Origin of the sequence: Sphingobium sp. YBL2, from assembly GCF_000943805.1 — a bacterium.
In the GTDB taxonomy this organism is placed as follows: domain Bacteria; phylum Pseudomonadota; class Alphaproteobacteria; order Sphingomonadales; family Sphingomonadaceae; genus Sphingobium; species Sphingobium fuliginis.
In genome coordinates this window covers 3,602,670-3,620,055 of record NZ_CP010954.1, presented here as the reverse complement: position 1 = coordinate 3,620,055, position 17,386 = coordinate 3,602,670, and the positions used below count along the sequence as shown (strand labels likewise).

Sequence of the window (17,386 nt, the reverse complement as noted above, 5' to 3'; positions counted from 1 at the left end):
ATCTTATCCTGCGGGCATGCCTTCGGTGTTCGCAAGCCTGTCCCATCTGAACCAGTCGCGGGACCCCGCCGCCAACCAGCGACGCGTGCAGCGGGATCTGGTCGATATGGTCAGCCATATCACCGCGCAGGGGCGAACCCATGGCGCGCGGATCATCAACATCTCCGCCCTGGGATTGATGTGCCGGACGGATGCGCCGTTGGCCATGGGCGAACGGGTGACGATATGGCTGCCGGTGGTGAAGGACCATGCCGGGGACGTGCGCTGGTCGGAAGATGGGCGGATCGGCGTCGAGTTCCTGAAGCGGATCGAACCGCATGTCTATGACGCGATGCTGTCCCTCATTCCGCCACGGCAGACGGCCTGGTAAACGCCTTCCCAAGATCATCCCCCGCCTCCAGCCGCTGGCGCGAACGGACCAGCGCCTGCGGCATTTGCGTGCGCAGGAAATTCATCATCGCCTCCCGCACCTCGCAGCGCAGGTCGAAGGCTATGCCGGCGTTGCGGGCGCTCAGCAGGCCGCGCAGCTCCAGCGCATCGGCGCGCTGGTCGGTGACCTGCAATATCGCGACCCGCCCATCCCAGCGGCTGTTGGCCTTGACCGCCTCGATGAATTTCGCCCGGATCGCCTCTATGTCGGCGGCAGGATCGACGTAAAGGAATACGGTGCCGAGCAGGTCGGAGGTTTTCGTCGTCCAGTTCTGGAACGGCTTTTCCAGGAAATAGGACACCGGCACGATCATCCGCCGGTCGTCCCAGATGCGGATGACGACATAGGTCAGCTTGATGTCCTCGATCCGGCCCCACTCGCCCTCGACGATCACGACATCGTCCAGCCGGATCGGTTCTGAAAAGGCCATCTGGATGCCGGCGATCAGGTTCTTGAGCGCGGGCTGCGCCGCCGCGCCGACCGCCAGCCCGGCCAGCCCCGCCGACGCCATCAGCGTAACCCCGACGCTCCGCACGCCGGGAATGGCGATCAGCATCAGCGAGACGATCAGGAAGCCGACGATGAACTGCGTCACGCGGTAGAGGATGCGGATGCGGGTATGCTGCCGCCGCGCCTTCAGATTATCCTCCACGCTGATGTCGCTGCGGCGCTCCAGGATGATGCGCCCCGCCCGCATCAGGGAAAAGATCAGCCAGCCCATCAGCAGGATGAACAGCATTTTCGACCCGATGGACCAGATCGCCTCCACATTCGGGCTGAAGGTCAGCGGCTGGATGCCCGCGGCCAGCGTCATGAGAACGATCAGCCAGCGGCTGGGGTGATAGAGGGCGGGAAGGATCACCGGCTCTATCCGCATCCGCCGCACGATGCGGGTCGCCAGCCAATAGACCAGCCAATGGAGCAGGAAGGCGACGGCGACCGACAGGCCGATCGAGATCGCTGCCATCGACGTGACATGGTGCAGGCTGATGTCGGATTGCATGGTCCTGCAACGACAGGGCCGCGGGATGGTTTCGCAGGTGCGGCAGGCCGTTGCTTCCACGATGCGTGCCGACCCTGCGAGGGAAACGCCGCCCGGTCGCACGACCGCCGGCACCGGGTTCCCGCCTCGCCAGAACAGGCAGCGATCCTACCCGCTGCGCAGCAGACCCACCGCCGCGTCGCGCTCGAAAAGATAGAGGCAGGTTCTGGCCGCCTGCCCTCGCGCCTCGCTCAGTCCCCCATCGCGGTCGATCAGCAGATGCGCGTCGTCGCGCGCGGGATCGAGCAGGGCGGAGAGATGCTCCGGCGTGGCCAGCTTCAACTGCTGCTCGCCCGACTGGCGCGTGCCCAATATCTCACCCGCGCCCCGCAGGCGCAGGTCTTCCTCGGCTATGCGGAAACCGTCATTGGTTTCCCGCATCAGGGCCAGCCGCGCCCTGGCGGTCTCGCTCAGCGCATTGCCGCGCAGCAGGATGCAGACCGACTGGTTCTGCCCCCGCCCCACCCGGCCACGCAACTGGTGAAGCTGCGCCAGGCCGAAGCGGTCGGCCCCTTCGATGATGATGAGGTTGCTGTTGGGAACGTCGACGCCGACCTCGATCACGGTGGTCGCCACCAATATCTTCGCCCGGGCGGAGGCGAAGGCTTCCATCGCGGCGTCCTTCTCCGGCCCCTTCATCCTGCCGTGCACGATGGCGACGCGCTCGCCGAAGCGCATCCGCAGCGTCTCCGCCCGCGCCTCGGCGGCGGCAAGGTCGCTATTCTCGCTTTCCTCGACCAGCGGGCAGACCCAATAGGCCTGCCCCCCGCCCTCCACATGGCGGGCCAGCGCCTCCACCACTTCGTCCAGACGCCCGGAGGACATGACGACGGTCTGGATCGGCTGCCGACCCGGCGGCATCTCGTCCAGGCGGGACACGTCCATCTCGCCATAATAAGTGAGCGTCAGCGTGCGCGGGATCGGCGTGGCGGTCATCACCAGCAGGTGCGGCGCACGCTCCGCCTTGGCCGCCAGCATCATGCGCTGCGCGACGCCGAAGCGATGCTGCTCGTCGATCACCGCCAGGGCGAGGTTCTTGTATCGCACCGCATCCTGGAAGATGGCGTGGGTGCCGACCAATATGTCGATGCTCCCGTCCGCCAGTCCCATGAGGGTGGATTCGCGCGCCTTGCCCTTTTCGCGCCCGGTCAGGATGGCGATATTCACCGGCAGGCCCGACGCCATCCGGCGCAGCGTTTCATAATGCTGGCGGGCAAGGATTTCGGTCGGCGCCAGCAGCGCGCCCTGCGCCCCCGCCTCGACCGTGTTGAGCAGCGCCATCAGCGCGACCAGCGTCTTGCCCGACCCCACATCGCCCTGCAACAGGCGCAGCATGGGCACGGGCTGGGCCATGTCGCCCTCTATTTCCATGAAGGCGCGGCTCTGCGCGCCGGTCGGCGCAAAGGGCAGCTTGAGCATGGCGCGCAACCGGCCGTCTCCGGCAACGGGCACGCCCCGGCGCCTGCGGGACGACTGGCGCACCAGCATCAGCGCAAGCTGCCCGGCGAATATCTCGTCATAGGCGAGCCGCTCGCGGGCCAGCGCGTCCGTGGGATCGGCATGGATGCGATGCAGGGCCTCCCGCCATCCGGGCCAGCCCTTGCGGGCGAGCAGGCTGGGTTCGATCCATTCGGGCAGTTCGGGGGCGCGGGCCAGCGCCTGCGCCACCAGGTCGCGCAGGCGATTGTTGGTCAACCCTTCGGACAGGCCATAGACCGGCTCGCGCGCGGGAATGGTGACGGCTTCCTCCGGCGGAAGGACATGGTCGGGATGCACGATCTGCAGATTGTCGCCATGGGCCTCCAGCTTGCCGGAGACGAACTTCGCTTCGCCCAGCGGCAGCAGCTTGCGCGGCCAGGCGCTGTTGCGGCCGAAATAGACCAGCGCGACGCTGTTCCCGTGCCGGTCCTGCGCGATCACGCGGAACGGCGCGCGGGCGCTGCCGGACGCGCGATAATCGGTGGGCGTCAGCGTGATGCCGATGACCCGGCCTGAATCGCCCAGGATCAGCTCGTCCACCATGCGGCGGTCGATGAAGCTGACCGGAAGATGGAAGGCAACGTCGACGGCGCGCGCCAGGCCCAGCCGCTCCAGCGGTTTTGCCAATGTTGGGCCGACGCCTTTCAGCGCTTCGATTTCGGTGAAGAGTGGGTTGAGGATATCGGGTCGCATGGCTATCTGCATGCGTCTAGCCCAGCCGGGACGATGCGCAAACATCCGATCGGTAATTTCGCCATGCTCGCGCAAGGAACAAATTGTGAACGAAGACCCCCGCATCCGCCGCCTGCAATTCCGGGCCTGGCATCGCGGCATCAAGGAAGCGGACCTGGCGGTGGGGGGATTTTTCGATCGCTACCATGCCGAATGGGGCGAAGAGGAACTGGATTGGTTCGAACGCTTTATCGAGGAACAGGATGCCGACATCATGGCCTGGGCCCTCGGCACGCTGCCGCTGCCGGAACAATGGCGCGGGCCGATGTGGGACAGGTTCGTGAAGATGGATTTCGTGGAGATCGGGAAGAAATAGACGCCCTACGCCGTCATCCCCGCGAAGGCGGGGATTCATCTCCTGACGGAGCATCCACACGCCGGGCCGGGAAACGCATCCCGCCTTCGCGGGAATGACAAAGCAAGAAATGACCGATCTCCAGAAAATCCTCAAAGCCTCCGCCCCGATGACCCTTTCCGGCGTGCCGGCCGGTTTCCAGCCCTGGCTGCTGGCGGACATCGCGCGCGCCGCCCCGTCCCGCACCCTGTTCGTCGCCCCCGACGAGCAGCTGATGCGCGCCGTGGCGGATACGGCGCATTATTTCGCGCCGGAGATCGAGATCGTCGAAATCCCGGCCTGGGACTGCCTGCCCTATGATCGGGCCAGCCCTTCGCTGCGCACCGCCGCGGCGCGGCTGGCGGGCCTCTACGCCCTGCAAGGGAGGCCGCAGGGACCGCAACTCGTCCTCACCACGCTCAACGCCCTCACCCAGCGCACGCTGACGCCGTTCCGCGTGCGGCAACTGGTGGCGAAACTCGCGCCCAAGGAACGGATCGCCATCTCGCGGCTGGCCGACATGCTGCAGGCCAATGGCTATGTGCGCACCGACACCGTGCATGACCGGGGCGAGTTCGCCATACGCGGCGGCATTGTCGACCTGTTCCCCGGCGGCGAGGAACAGCCGCTCAGGCTCGATTTCTTCGGGGACGAGATAGAGACGGTGCGTCGCTTCGATCCCGCCGACCAGCGGACGAGCGGGAGCGTCGAGGGCTTCACCCTGCTCCCCGCGTCGGAGGCCTTGCTGGACGAGGAGACGATCAAGCGCTTCCGCGGCCGCTATCGCGAAATTTTCGGCGCCACGGCCACCGGCGACCCGCTCTATCAGGCGGTGAGCGACGGGCGCCGCCTGCAGGGCATGGAACATTGGCTGCCGCTGTTCGAGGAACGGCTGGTGCCCCTGACCGACCATCTGGGCGACGACAGCCTGATCCTGCTGGACCATGGCGTCGCGGGCGCGGCGGAGGCGCGGTTCGAGGCGATCAGGGACTATCATGCGAACCGCGCCGCGGCGAAATCCTCCGATCCCGGCGCCTATCGGCCGCTGGAGCCCAGGGCCCTCTATCTGGAGGCGGAGGAATGGGCCGCTTTGGCGCGGGACTGGCCGATGCACGCCACCACCCCCTTCCATGAACCGGAAACCGCCTCCGTCCTCGACTTCGCCGTGGATGGCCCACGCGACTTCGCGCCGGAGCGGGCGCAGAACGCCAATGTCTATGAGGCGGTGAGCAAACATATCGCTGCGCTCCAGCGGGCGAAGAAGAAGGTGGTCATCGCCAGCTATTCGGGCGGCGCGCGGGAACGGCTGTCCGGATTGCTGGCCGACCATGGGCTGAAGCGGATCGCGGCGGCGGACAGCTGGCAGGAGGCGCTGGGCATCGCGGCCGGGGGCAGCACGGTGCTGACCGTCCTGCCGCTCGACCATGGCTTCACCGCGCCCGACGTGGCGGTGCTGACCGAACAGGACATGCTGGGCGACCGGCTCGTGCGGCGGGCCAAGCGCAAGAAGAGCGCGGACGCTTTCCTGGCCGAACTGGCGACGCTCTCGCCGGGCGATCTGGTCGTGCACATGGACCATGGCATCGGCCGCTATGAAGGGCTGACCCAGATTCCCGTCGCCAAGGCGGCGCATGATTGCGTCGCGCTGGAATATGCGGGCGGCGACAAGCTCTATGTGCCGGTCGAGAATCTGGAGGTTCTCTCCCGCTACGGCTCCGAAAGCGAGGGCGTCAGCCTGGACAGGCTGGGCGGGGAGGCCTGGCAGCGGCGCAAGGCGCGGATGAAGGAACGCATCCGGGAGATTGCGGGCGAACTGCTCAAGACCGCGGCGGAGCGTGCCCTGCGGCCCGCGACCGTGGCGGAACCCGACAGCGCGGGCTATCCCGCCTTCGTCGACCGCTTCCCCTATCAGGAAACCGACGATCAGGACCGGGCGATCGGCGACGTGATCGAGGATCTGGGCGCTGGCAGGCCGATGGACCGGCTGGTCTGCGGCGATGTCGGCTTCGGCAAGACGGAGGTCGCGCTGCGCGCCGCCTTCGTCGCGGCGATGGCGGGGATGCAGGTGGTGGTGATCTGCCCGACCACCCTGCTCGCCCGGCAGCATCACATGAATTTCGAGGAGCGTTTCCGGGGTTTCCCGGTGAAGATCGGCCGCCTGTCCCGGCTGGTGCCGGACAAGGAGGCGAAGGCGGTGAAGGCCGGCCTTGCCGACGGGACCGTCGACATCGTGGTGGGCACCCATGCGCTGCTGGCCAAGGGGCTGGAGTTCAAGCGGCTGGGCCTTGTCATCGTGGACGAGGAACAGCGGTTCGGCGTGACCCACAAGGAACGGCTGAAGTCGCTCAAGACCGACGTCCACGTGCTGACGCTGACGGCGACGCCCATCCCGCGCACCTTGCAGATGGCGATGTCGGGCCTGCGCGAACTGTCGGTCATCCAGACGCCGCCGGTGGATCGCCTGGCGGTGCGGACCTACATCATGCCGTGGGACGGGGTCGTGATCCGCGAGGCGCTGCTGCGCGAACATTATCGGGGCGGCCAGAGCTTCTTCGTCGTGCCGCGCATTTCCGACCTGACGGAGATCGAGGAATTTCTCCGCACCGAAGTGCCCGAAGTGCGGCCGGTGGTCGCCCATGGCCAGATGAGCGCGACGGAGGTGGAGGAACGCATGTCGGCCTTCTACGACAAGCGCTACGACGTGCTGCTCTCGACCACCATCGTCGAAAGCGGGCTCGACATTCCGTCCGCCAACACGCTCATCATCCATCGGGCGGACCGCTTCGGCCTGGCGCAGCTCTACCAGCTTCGCGGGCGGGTCGGGCGGGCGAAGGCGCGCGCCTATGCCTATTTCACCACGCCCGCCAACCGGGTGATCACCGAAACGGCGGAAAAGCGGCTGAAGGTGCTGTCCGACCTGGATACGCTGGGCGCGGGGTTCCAGCTTGCCAGCCACGACCTCGACATACGCGGCGCGGGCAATCTGGTGGGCGACGAGCAGTCCGGCCATATCAAGGAGGTCGGGTTCGAACTCTACCAGTCGATGCTGGAGGACGCGATACTGGAGGCGAAGGCCGGCGGCGCGGGGCTGGAGAAGGCGCGCGAGAGCTTCTCGCCGCAGATCACCGTGGACGCGCCGATCCTCATTCCGGAGGATTATGTGCCCGACCTCGACCTGCGCATGGGGCTCTATCGACGCCTCAACGAAGTCGAGGACCGGCAGGGGCTGGAGGCGTTCGCCGCCGAACTCATCGACCGGTTCGGCAAGCTGCCCGCGCCGACGCAGAACCTGTTCAAGATCATCGAGATCAAGCAGAATTGCGTCGCCGCCAATATCGCGAAAATCGATGTCGGACCGAAGGGCGCGCTGGTCAGCTTCTTCGAGGACCGCTTCCCCCGGCCCGAGGGGCTGGTCGCCTATATCCAGCGGCTGAACGGCGTGGCGCGGCTGCGGCCCGACAGCAAGGTGGTGGTGAACCGGGCCTGGGCCGATCCGGCGGCGCGGCTCAACGGCGCGCTGCAGCTTTCCAAGGGGCTGGCGAAGGCGGCGGCCTGAACGCCAGCACCCCTTTGTCATCCCTCGGACAACAGCCAGCAACAGTCGCAACCTAAATCCCGCTCTGGCGACCGGACAGCAAAGTCCGGCGCCAAGCAGGAGAATGACATGAGTTTGACTCTTATTGCCCTGGCCGCGGCAGCGGCCACGCACAGCGTGCAGATCGACCATGGCGGAAAGCCTGTCGAGGCGACCTACAGCGCCCGCGCCGAGTTCCGCACCAGAACCATCGGCGCCCGGACCCCGAACCGAGCCGACATGCAACGGTGCCAGTGGACCGCCACCATATTGGTCGACCGGGCGCTCAGCCATGGACCGGCGCTCAGCCGCACGGTTTCCAGCGACAGACAGTTTTCCGGCAGCGAGCATGGCGCCTGCACGCCCGGCCGCCAGTCGGGCGAACGCAATCTGGCCCGTTATGAAGGCGCAATCCGCGAACATCTGATCGCGGTTGCACAGGTGGACCACGCGCCGCTACTGGCCGAGCTTGATGCCGTCCGCAATCTTGCCTCCAACTGAAAACGGGGCGGCGCTGGCCTGCGCCATTCTGGCCAGCGCCTTCCTGGCTGGCGTCGGCGCTGGCCCCGCCTTCGCGCAATATGCCGACGGCGTGTCGGCCACGGTCGAGGTCGCAAGCGACGAGCGGCGCCGGGGCCTGAGCTGGAGCGAGGGCGACCCGGTGCTGCGTGGTACGCTGTCCGTGCCCGTGGCTGACGGGCTGAGCCTCGACGGCGCCGCCGCCTCGCTATGGGGCAGCGCCCGGCATGGCGGAGCCGATGCCGTCGTCGACCTGGGGGCGGCCTATGCACGGCAGATCGGCGGATGGCGGCTTTCCGCCGAAGGCCGCTATCACCTTTTCCCCGGAAGTTCCGGACAGGGCTATGGCGAAATCGGCGCTGGCGCGGCTTTCCTGATCGGGCCGGCCAGCATCGACGTCAACGGCAGCTATGCCCCCAGGCAGCCGTCCATCGGCGGGGACAATCTCTATCTGTCCGCGTCGGCGGCGATGGGGTTGCCGGGCACGCCCCTCACCGTCTCCGCGCGGATCGGCCGGTCTTCGGGCGATGCGCGCAACACGGCCCGCGCCGCGCGACTGCGCCCGGACGGCGCCTATTGGGACCATGGGATCGGCGTCGATTATATGAAGGGCCGCTGGTTCGCCGGCCTGCGCTATGCCGACAGCGGCATCGCAGGCCCCGGAGGCCGCCATGCGGGGGCAAGCCTGATCGGACGGGTGGGGTTAGGCCTTTAGCGCCAGCGCCACCAGATCGGCGGAGGAAACGCCCGCCGAACGCAGGAAACCCTGATAATAGTCGCAACCTTCACGGGTGAGGAGATCGAGCTGCTGCTCGGTCTCCACCCCTTCGGCAATGACGCGCAGGCCCAGCGACTTCGCCATGTGGATGACGCCCCGCACGATGATCCTGTCGCGGGCGGTCCCCGCAATGTCCTGCGCCAGCCCGCTGTCGATCTTCAGATAATCGAGCGGCAGGCTCTTGAGATAGGCAAGGCTGGAATAGCCGGTGCCGAAATCGTCCACCGCCACCGCCAGCCCTTCGGCCCGCAGCGCCGTCAGCAAGGCGGTGGCATTGTCCACATCCTCGATCAGGCCGCTCTCGGTGATCTCCACCGTCAGGCGCGACCGGGGAAAGCCGCTCATGTCCACCAGGTTCAGGAACTGCGGCATGAAGCCGGGCTGGGCGATGTCCTCCGCCGTGACGTTGATCGACAGGCGCAGGTGCGACAGCGCGCGCGGCCAGGCGGCGGCCTGCCGCAGCGCTTCGGCCTGAATATGCGCCGAAAGCGGCAGCATGTAGTCGGAACGCTCCGCCGTGGCGAACAGCATCCCCGCCCCCAGAGCGCCATATTGCGGGTGGTTCCAGCGCGCCAGCGCCTCGACCCCGATCATATGCTCGCCCCCGACCGGATATTGCGGCTGGAACAATATGCCGATCTCCCCGCGATGCAAGGCGAGGCGCAGGTCGGTTTCCAACTGGTCGGCATCCACCTGTCGGCTGCGCTTTTCCGAAGAAAAGATGCGGATGCCCTCCCCTCCCCCGACCCTGGCGTCGGCCAGAGCGGTGCCGGCGCGGCGGATCAGCCGGGTTGCGTCGTCGTCCGGACGCGACTGGGCAATGCCGCAACGCGCCGTCAGGCGGATCAGATGGTCGCCCGCGCTGAACGGACGGCCGATGGCGCCGATCAGTTGCCGGGCCAGGAAGGTCGCCTTCTCCGCCGTCGCCGCTTCGCCCGTCAGGCCGATCAGGAATTCCGTCCCGGCGATGCGCGCGACCATCGCGCCGACCGCCATGTCGACGGTCATGCGCTCTATGCGGCGGGCGATCCGGCCCAGCAGCGCGTCGCCCACCACCTGGCCATAGGCGGCGTTCATCCGGTCGAACTGGCTGATCGACAGCAGCAGCACCGTCGTCGCCAGCCCCTGCCGCCGTTCCAGCCAGTCGAGCGCCGCCTGACGCGAGCGCAGCCCGGTCAGGTCGTCGCGGCCGGTCGCATCATGGCCATGCGCGTCGGACAGCCATTCCACATCCGCCGCCACCACCCCGTCGATCAGCCGCAGATGATGGACCAGCCGGTCGCCCGGACGGCCCGGCGCGGCATGGGCGAAGGCCTCCGGACGCCCGGAACGCATCATGCCGCGGAGGGCGGCGATCACCGAGCGGCGCTCCGATCGCGGCAGGCGGCGGATGAAGGCGGCCGGATCGACGCTCTGCCGCTCAAGGCCAAGATGGCGCGCAAGATTGTCGCTGAGGCGGATGCGGTCCCCGTCCCTTTCCCAGTACAGCGCATCCCCGCGCCGGATGCGCTGGGCGCGCCGGCTGTGCGTCGTCCCGCCAACGAGCCGGTCGACCAGCCGCTGCGCCGAAGCCAGCGTCGCGCGCAGCTCGACCGGCGTGAAGGGCACGGCAAGGAAATGCGTCGCCCCCGCCTCCAGCAATCCGGGCACGGCGGCCATGTCGAGAGCGTCGACCAGCGCGATGAGCGCACCCCCACCCGCATCCACCGCGGGCGCCAGCGACGTGATCAGGCCGGCCTCGCCATCGCGCGCGCCGCGCATGTCGACCAGGGCGATCTGGGCATCGCTGTGCAGGAAGCGCTGCGCCGCATCGGTCGCGCGACGGGCGGCGATGGCGCGCCAGCCGGCCGTCCGCACCTGCTGCGACAGTCCGTCGCGGTCCCCCGGCGACAGAATGAAGAGGCTGCGCTGTCCGTCCAGTGCGGTCTCGCCGCTCACATGATGCTCCTCGGGACGGTTCATCGCCCCTTCCTAGACCCCATCGGTTAGCGTCCTGTTTACGCTGCCGCAACCGGTGACGCTTGCACGGGGCAGGTCCATCGCCTAGCTAGCATATATGGAGATGGCCGATCTTGGGCGCACGGTCCTGACCGATGCACTCGGCCGCCGGATCAGCTATTTGCGGATTTCGGTGACGGACCGGTGCGACCTGCGCTGCCGCTATTGCATGGCGGAGCGGATGACCTTCCTTCCCAGGGATCAGGTCCTGACGCTGGAGGAGATCGCGCTGCTGGCCGATCTCTTCATCGCCCGGGGCGTGCGCAGGATCAGGCTGACCGGCGGCGAACCGCTGGTGCGGCGCGACATCGTCGACCTCGTCCGGCGCATCGGCCGGCATGTGGGCGCGGGCCTCGACGAACTGACGCTCACCACCAACGGCACGCGGCTCGCGCATCATGCGCAGGCGCTTGCGGATGCGGGCGTCCGGCGCATCAATGTCAGCCTGGACAGCCTTGACCCTGAACGTTTCGCCCATGTCACGCGGAACGGCGACATCCGGCCGGTGTTCGAAGGGCTGGAGGCAGCGCGGGCCGCCGGCCTGTCGGTCAAGATCAACATGGTCGCGCTCAAGGGCATCAATGAGGACGAGATCCTGCCGATGCTGCACTGGTGCGATGCGCGGGGGTTCGACCTGACGCTGATCGAGACCATGCCGCTGGGCGAAACCGGGGAAGACCGGACGGATCATTATCTGCCGCTGACGCAGGTGGCCGATTCGATCCGCCGGCATCACGCGCTGACGCCGGTCCCGCATCGCACCGGCGGCCCCGCGCGCTATCATGCGGTCGAGGGGTTGAAGGCGCGGCTGGGACTGATCACGCCGCTCACCCATAATTTCTGCGCCGACTGCAACCGCATGCGCATGACCTGCGAAGGCAAGATCTTCATGTGCCTGGGCCATGAGGATCATGTCGACCTGAAGGCCGCCTTCCGCCAGGGCGGCCTGCCCGCGGTGGAGCCGCTGATCGACCGCGCCCTGCGGCTGAAGCCGGCGGCGCATGATTTCCGCATCGGCGCCGATGCCGCGCCGGCGGTGCGGCGGCATATGAGCGTGACCGGCGGATGACCGACGACGTCCGGCGCGCTCTGGTCGCGTCCCCCAGTCCGGCGGCCAAGGCGGCGGAGGAAAGGCTGCGCGCCGCCTATGATTTCGTGCCCGTGGAGCAGGCGGACATGATCATCGCACTGGGCGGCGACGGCTTCATGCTCCAGACGCTGCACTCCATGCTGGAGGGGCGGCGAATCCTGCCGGTGTTCGGCATGAACCTGGGCACGGTCGGCTTCCTGATGAACGAATGGCGGCTCGAACGGCTGGAACAGCGGATAGAGGCGGCCAAGCCGTTCAAGGTCAATCCGCTGCGCATGGTCGTCGACACCGTGGATGGGGAGCGTTTCTCCATCCCCGCCATCAACGAAGTCTCGCTGCTGCGCGAAACGCGTCAGACCGCCAAGCTGGAGGTGAAGGTCAACGACCGCACCGTCCTGCCCGAACTGGTGTGCGATGGCGTGCTGGTGGCGACGCCGGCCGGATCGACGGCCTATAATCTCTCGGCGCATGGACCGATCCTGCCGCTCGGATCGGCGCTGGTGGCGCTGACGCCGATCAGCCCCTTCCGCCCCCGGCGCTGGCGCGGTGCGATCCTGCCGGAAAATACGGCGATCCAGTTCACGGTGCTCGATCCCGTGAAGCGCCCGGTCAGCGCCGTTGCCGACCAGCGCGAAGTGCGCGACGTCGCGCAGGTCGAGGTGAAGATCGATCGCGCGACCCCGCTGACCTTGCTGTTCGACCCCGAACATACGCTGGACGACCGGATCGCGGCCGAACAGTTCATCGCGTGAAAATTCCGTCATTTGGCGCTTGCCATTGCCGGAAATCCGCTGCTATAGGCGCGGCCTGCCCAGCGGAAGCCGGGTTGCTCCCCGATAGCTCAGCGGTAGAGCATTCGACTGTTAATCGAATGGCCGTAGGTTCGAATCCTACTCGGGGAGCCACTTTCCATCCTGCGGCGGCACCGGAAAACCTCCCTTATTCAGGCAGATTGACACGCCTTGGCTCATGCCCCGCGCGCGTCGGGCCATTCAGGCATTTTTTTCGGACTGGCGGCGGTTCCGGCCCTTGCCATTTCGCCAAAGCCGCTGCATATGCGCGGCCTGCCCGGCGCAAGCCGGGCCGCTCCCCGATAGCTCAGCGGTAGAGCATTCGACTGTTAATCGAATGGCCGTAGGTTCGAATCCTACTCGGGGAGCCAGTCTTTCACACCGGATCGGCTTCGCGAAACCAGAGGAACATTCCGCTCCATTCGGGCGTAAAAGCATGTCCCCCGGCCGTTTCCGCCCATCATCATGCCATCAGAATGCGGTTGCCTTGACCGGCGCGTCGTTCGCCTTGCGCTTGCCGAGCGACACGCGCGCTCCTGCCCGGATATAGCTCCACAGCGCGCGCTTGTCCGCATCGGAGAGGGTTTCGAAGCGGGGCATGCCCCGCTCCATGAGCGGCCCTTCCGACAGAAGCTGCGAGAAGGCCTGGTAATCCAGCGCCACGCCCGATTCCCGAAGGTCCGGCCCGGGAACGCCGGTATTGTTGAGGCCCGCGCCATGGCAGGCGTGACACATGTTCGCTCCATAGAGCTTGGCGCCGCGCTTGACCGCGGCTTCATCCAGAACCAGCTTCGGATCGTCCACCGCGCGAACCTGAAAATCCGCGGGCGCCGTCTTCGGGAGCCGTGCCTTGCCCCCCAGGGCGAAGGTCAGCAGACGCCGGGGCTGCGCATTATATTTCCAGCCGCGATCCGCATACCGGCCCAGCATCGCCACGCCGCCGCCATAGCCGACCAGCAGCGAGAGATACTGCCTGCCGCCCACTTCATAGGTGATCGGCGGCGCGATGATCCCCAGCCCCGCGTTGAAACGCCACAGTTGCTTGCCGGTGCGGGCATCATATCCGTGCAATATCCCGTCGGCATCGCCCTGGAAGACGAGGTTGCCCCGCGTGGTCATCGTGCCGCCGTTCCACAGGCTGTCATACTGGACCTTCCACCGGGCCTTCTGCGCCACGGGGTCCCAGGCGATGAGTTCGCCCTTGCCGTCGCGCTGGTCGTTCGGATCGGCATGGATCGAAAAATGCGTGCCAGCGCCCGAAACGCCGAATATCGGCTCGCCGCCGTTCGCCTTCACCCTCTCCAGAAAGGCCTTGTCTTCCTCATAGACGGCGCCAAGCTGCATATAGGGTATATAAACCAGCCCCGTATCCGGATTATAGGCCATGGACTGCCAATTATGCGCGCCCTGCGGGCCCGGCCAGATGGTTATCGGCCCCTTTTCATACCGGACATTGGGCACCTCCACAGGCCGGCCGGATTTCACGTCGATCCGATCGGCCCAGTTGACCTTGCCGATCTTCTCGGCCGAAATCAGCTTCCCGCTGTCGCGGTCGATCACATAGAAGAAGCCGTTGGTCGGCGCCTGCATCAACACGCGCCGCGGTTTCCCGTCGATGTCGAGCCGCGCTAGCGTCATCTGGGCTGCCGCCTTGTAATCCCATGCTTCCTGCGGATTGACCTGATAATGCCAGATATAGCGGCCCGTATCGGCATCCAGCGCGACGATGGAGGCGAGGAAGAGATTGTCGCCGCCGCCGGGCGTGCGCAGGCGCGGATTATAGGGGCCCGAATTGCCTGCGCCGATATAGATGCGGTTCATCTCCGCGTCATAGGTGATGCCGTCCCAGACGGTGCCGCCCCCGCCCCATTTCCACCATTGCCCGGTCCAGCTTTTCGCGGCCATCGCCAGCGCCGGCTGCTCGAACGGCTTCGCCGGATCGCCCGGCACGGTGTAGAAACGCCACAATTGCCTGCCGCTGTTCGCGTCATAGGCCGTGACATAGCCTCGGGCGGCCCAGTCCCCGCCGCCATTGCCGATGATCACCTTGCCATTGAACACGCGGGGAGCGCCCGTGATGAACTGAAAGGAATCCTCCGCCACCGTCTGCCGCGACCAGATGGGGCGGCCGGTTCGGCTGTCCAGAGCCACCAGCCGGCCGTCGCGTGTGCCGACATAGACCTTGCCCTGCCAATAGGCGGCGCCTCGGTTGACCGAGAAGATATAGTGCATGGTCTGCGGGCGCAGCGCCCATTCCCGTGAGTCCCAGCGCCAGAGCCGCTTTCCGGTCCGCGCATCGACCGCATAGACCGATGCGTCCTGACCGGTGAAATAGAGCGTGCCGCCGACCGCCAGCGGCGTCGCCTCCAGCTGATGCTCCCCCTCCAGATCGAGCGACCAGGCAAGGCCCAGCGACGCGACATTGCCGTCGTTGATCTCCTCCAGCCGGCTGAAGCGCATCTCGTCCTGCGTCCCGCCATAATGCGCCCAGTCCGCTGAACTGCCGCCGACGGAAGGCTCTGCCGGACCGCGGCAGGCGGCAAGGCCGATCGTCATCGCAGCCACGAGGGAAGGGGCGAGAAGACGCCTGCACAGCCCGGCGGCAATGCCGGTCATGGCAGGCCTGCCGCCTTCCGGGCTCCGCTGGCCTCGATCGACATGATTGGGTCCGCTCATGATCTTCCCCCCTCCCACCGGCCGGGTTTTCCCGCCCCGCATCCGCCGGACTCGGCGGCAGTTGTCACCGACGCGATCATATGCCACATTATCCACCATACAATATTAAATCGACTTTTTTACTGGAAGTCACTTTTCAGGGAGGCGGCAGATGAGCGGCGGCGGAAAGTCCGGGGAGGAACGCAGGCTGCGGTCCCGGCAATGGTTCGACAATGCCGAGGATCCGGTGCTCGCCTCGCTGTACACGGACCGCTATCTGAACTTCGGACTGACACCGGAAGAGCTCCAGAGCGGGCGGCCCATCATCGGCATCGCCCAGACCGGCAGCGACCTTTCGCCCTGCAACAGAAGCCATCTCGAACTCGCGCAGCGGGTGAAGGACGGCATTCGCGAATCAGGCGGCATTCCGCTGGAGTTTCCGGTCCATCCCATTCAGGAGACCGGCCGCCGCCCGACCGCGGCGATCGACCGCAACCTCGCCTATCTGGGACTGGTCGAAACGCTGCACGGCTATCCGCTGGACGGCGTCGTGCTGACCACGGGCTGCGACAAGACGACCCCCGCCTGCATCATGGCGGCGGCGACCGCCAACATCCCCGCCATGGTGCTCACCAACGGGCCGATGCTCAATGGCTGGTACAGGGGCGAGCGGGCGGGCGCGGTGAGCATCGCCTGGAAATTGCGCGCCGAACATGCCGCCGGCCGGATCAGCGAGGGCGAGATGAGGAAGGCGATCATGGATGGCGCCACCTCAGCCGGCTATTGCAACACGATGGGCACCGCGTCGACGATGAATGCCCTGGCCGAAGTGCTCGGCCTCTCCCTGCCGGGCAGCGGCACCATTCCGGCCGCCTATCGGGAACGCGGCGCCACCGCCTATCGCACCGGGCGCAGGATCGTGGAACTGGTGCGGCAGAATATCCGCCCTTCCGACATATTGATGCCGTGGTCGTGAACACCGCGCTCGGGGGATCGAGCAACGCGCCGGTGCACATCATAGCCATAGCCCGCCATGTCGGCGTCGATTTCGGCATTGCGGACTGGGAACGGGGCCATGACGTTCCCCTGCTCGTCAACATGCAGCCCGCCGGCGCCTATCTGGCGGAGGATTTCCACCGGGCGGGCGGCGTTCCGGCGGTCGTCGCGGAACTGATGCGGATGGGCCGCATCCATGAAGGCACGCTGACGGTCAACGGCAGCACGCTGGGCGAGAATTGCCGGAACGCCGTGGCAACCGACAGCGATGTGATCCGCACCGCCGAAACGGCCCTGCGCCGAAATGCCGGCTTCATCGTGCTGCGCGGCAATCTCTTTGCATCGGCGATCATGAAATTGTCGGTCATCACATCTGAATTCCGGGACCGCTATCTGACCGATCCCGACGATCCGGACGCGTTCGAAGGCACGGCCATCCTGTTCGAAGGCCCGGAGGATTTCCGGAAAAGGATCGACGATCCGGCAAGCGGGATAGACGAAAGCAGCATATTGGTGATGCGGGGCGCGGGACCGGTCGGCTATCCCGGCGCTCCGGAGGTCGTGAACATGCGCCCGCCGGCCGCCCTGGTGAAGCGGGGAATAAGCGTCCTGCCCTGCATCGGCGACGGCCGGCAATCGGGCACCTCCGCCTCCCCGTCGATCCTCAACGCCTCGCCGGAGGCGGCGAGCGGCGGCAATCTGGCTCTGGTCAGGTCCGGCGACCGGATTCGCATCGATCTGCGCCGCCGCAGGGCGGACCTGCTGGTCGAACAGGCCGAACTGACCCGGCGGCGGGACGCGCTGGAGGCGGCAGGCGGCTTCCCCATGCCCAGGGCGCAGACGCCGTGGCAGGAAATCCAGCGGGAACTGGTCGATCAGCTTTCCGACGGCATGGTGATCGGGCGCGCCACCCGCTACCGCAATGTCTCGGCGCTCAGCGATCTGCCACGACATCCGGTGTAGCGCAT

The 17,386-nt window shown here is 66.8% G+C and carries 11 protein-coding genes, 2 tRNA genes and 1 pseudogene; 10 read left to right on the top strand and 4 right to left on the bottom strand.

The features are described 5' to 3' along the window. Positions 1–16 precede the first annotated feature (16 nt). Positions 17–370 carry a PilZ domain-containing protein gene (locus tag TZ53_RS16670; RefSeq protein WP_044662008.1) on the top strand — a complete coding sequence of 118 codons (354 nt, stop codon included), beginning with the start codon at positions 17–19 and terminating at the stop codon, positions 368–370. Here TZ53_RS16670 and TZ53_RS16665 read toward each other — a convergent pair. Together TZ53_RS16665 and recG are read right to left on the bottom strand one after the other, a co-directional pair. Next, positions 342–1,433 carry a mechanosensitive ion channel family protein gene (locus TZ53_RS16665; protein ID WP_025549036.1) on the bottom strand — a complete coding sequence of 364 codons (1,092 nt, stop codon included), beginning with the start codon at positions 1,431–1,433 and terminating at the stop codon, positions 342–344. The genes TZ53_RS16670 and TZ53_RS16665 overlap by 29 nt on opposite strands. A 147-nt stretch (positions 1,434–1,580) precedes the next feature. Continuing rightward, complete coding sequence (gene recG / locus TZ53_RS16660) at positions 1,581–3,644, bottom strand: ATP-dependent DNA helicase RecG (RefSeq protein WP_044662007.1); 2,064 nt, start codon at positions 3,642–3,644, stop codon at positions 1,581–1,583. An 85-nt stretch (positions 3,645–3,729) separates the two neighbouring features. Between recG and TZ53_RS16655 the strand changes: the two genes are divergently transcribed. The 4 genes from TZ53_RS16655 (at position 3,730) to TZ53_RS16640 (ending at position 8,825) form a co-directional block, all read left to right on the top strand. After that, entirely contained in the window at positions 3,730–3,999 is a 270-nt protein-coding gene (locus TZ53_RS16655) for an FAD assembly factor SdhE (RefSeq protein WP_044662006.1), read from the top strand. A gap of 109 nt (positions 4,000–4,108) precedes the next feature. Continuing rightward, positions 4,109–7,573, top strand: a complete 3,465-nt coding sequence (mfd, locus tag TZ53_RS16650; RefSeq protein ID WP_044662005.1) for a transcription-repair coupling factor — start codon at positions 4,109–4,111, stop codon at positions 7,571–7,573. 108 nt (positions 7,574–7,681) lie between these two features. After that, on the top strand, positions 7,682–8,092 hold the full coding sequence (locus TZ53_RS16645) for a hypothetical protein (RefSeq protein WP_044662004.1): 411 nt from the start codon (positions 7,682–7,684) through the stop codon (positions 8,090–8,092). Continuing rightward, a complete protein-coding gene (locus TZ53_RS16640; RefSeq protein ID WP_044662003.1) occupies positions 8,079–8,825 on the top strand; it encodes a TorF family putative porin in 747 nt (248 codons plus the stop codon). The genes TZ53_RS16645 and TZ53_RS16640 overlap by 14 nt, the downstream gene beginning before the upstream one ends. On the opposite strand, the gene TZ53_RS16635 is transcribed toward TZ53_RS16640, so the two are convergent. After that, complete coding sequence (locus TZ53_RS16635; protein WP_044662002.1) at positions 8,814–10,850, bottom strand: putative bifunctional diguanylate cyclase/phosphodiesterase; 2,037 nt, start codon at positions 10,848–10,850, stop codon at positions 8,814–8,816. The genes TZ53_RS16640 and TZ53_RS16635 overlap by 12 nt on opposite strands. A 94-nt stretch (positions 10,851–10,944) precedes the next feature. Here TZ53_RS16635 and moaA point away from each other — a divergent pair, with 94 nt between their 5' ends. The 4 genes from moaA to TZ53_RS16615 all read left to right on the top strand — a co-directional run bounded on the left by moaA (position 10,945) and on the right by TZ53_RS16615 (position 13,138). Beyond that, positions 10,945–11,955 (top strand): GTP 3',8-cyclase MoaA, encoded by a 1,011-nt coding sequence (gene moaA / locus TZ53_RS16630; RefSeq protein ID WP_044662001.1) that lies wholly within the window; start codon positions 10,945–10,947, stop codon positions 11,953–11,955. Beyond that, positions 11,952–12,728, top strand: a complete 777-nt coding sequence (locus tag TZ53_RS16625) for an NAD kinase (protein ID WP_025550952.1) — start codon at positions 11,952–11,954, stop codon at positions 12,726–12,728. Before moaA ends, TZ53_RS16625 begins: the two co-directional genes overlap by 4 nt. 78 nt (positions 12,729–12,806) lie before the next feature. Continuing rightward, positions 12,807–12,881: transfer RNA gene (locus TZ53_RS16620), tRNA-Asn, on the top strand. 182 nt (positions 12,882–13,063) lie between these two features. Further along, a tRNA-Asn gene (locus TZ53_RS16615) sits at positions 13,064–13,138 on the top strand. A gap of 100 nt (positions 13,139–13,238) precedes the next feature. Here the strand turns inward: TZ53_RS16615 and TZ53_RS16610 are convergent. Continuing rightward, a complete protein-coding gene (locus TZ53_RS16610; RefSeq protein WP_082166230.1) occupies positions 13,239–15,443 on the bottom strand; it encodes a PQQ-dependent dehydrogenase, methanol/ethanol family in 2,205 nt (734 codons plus the stop codon). A gap of 151 nt (positions 15,444–15,594) precedes the next feature. Here TZ53_RS16610 and TZ53_RS16605 point away from each other — a divergent pair. Continuing rightward, a pseudogene (locus TZ53_RS16605) lies at positions 15,595–17,381 on the top strand (IlvD/Edd family dehydratase). The last annotated feature ends 5 nt before the right edge of the window (positions 17,382–17,386 follow it).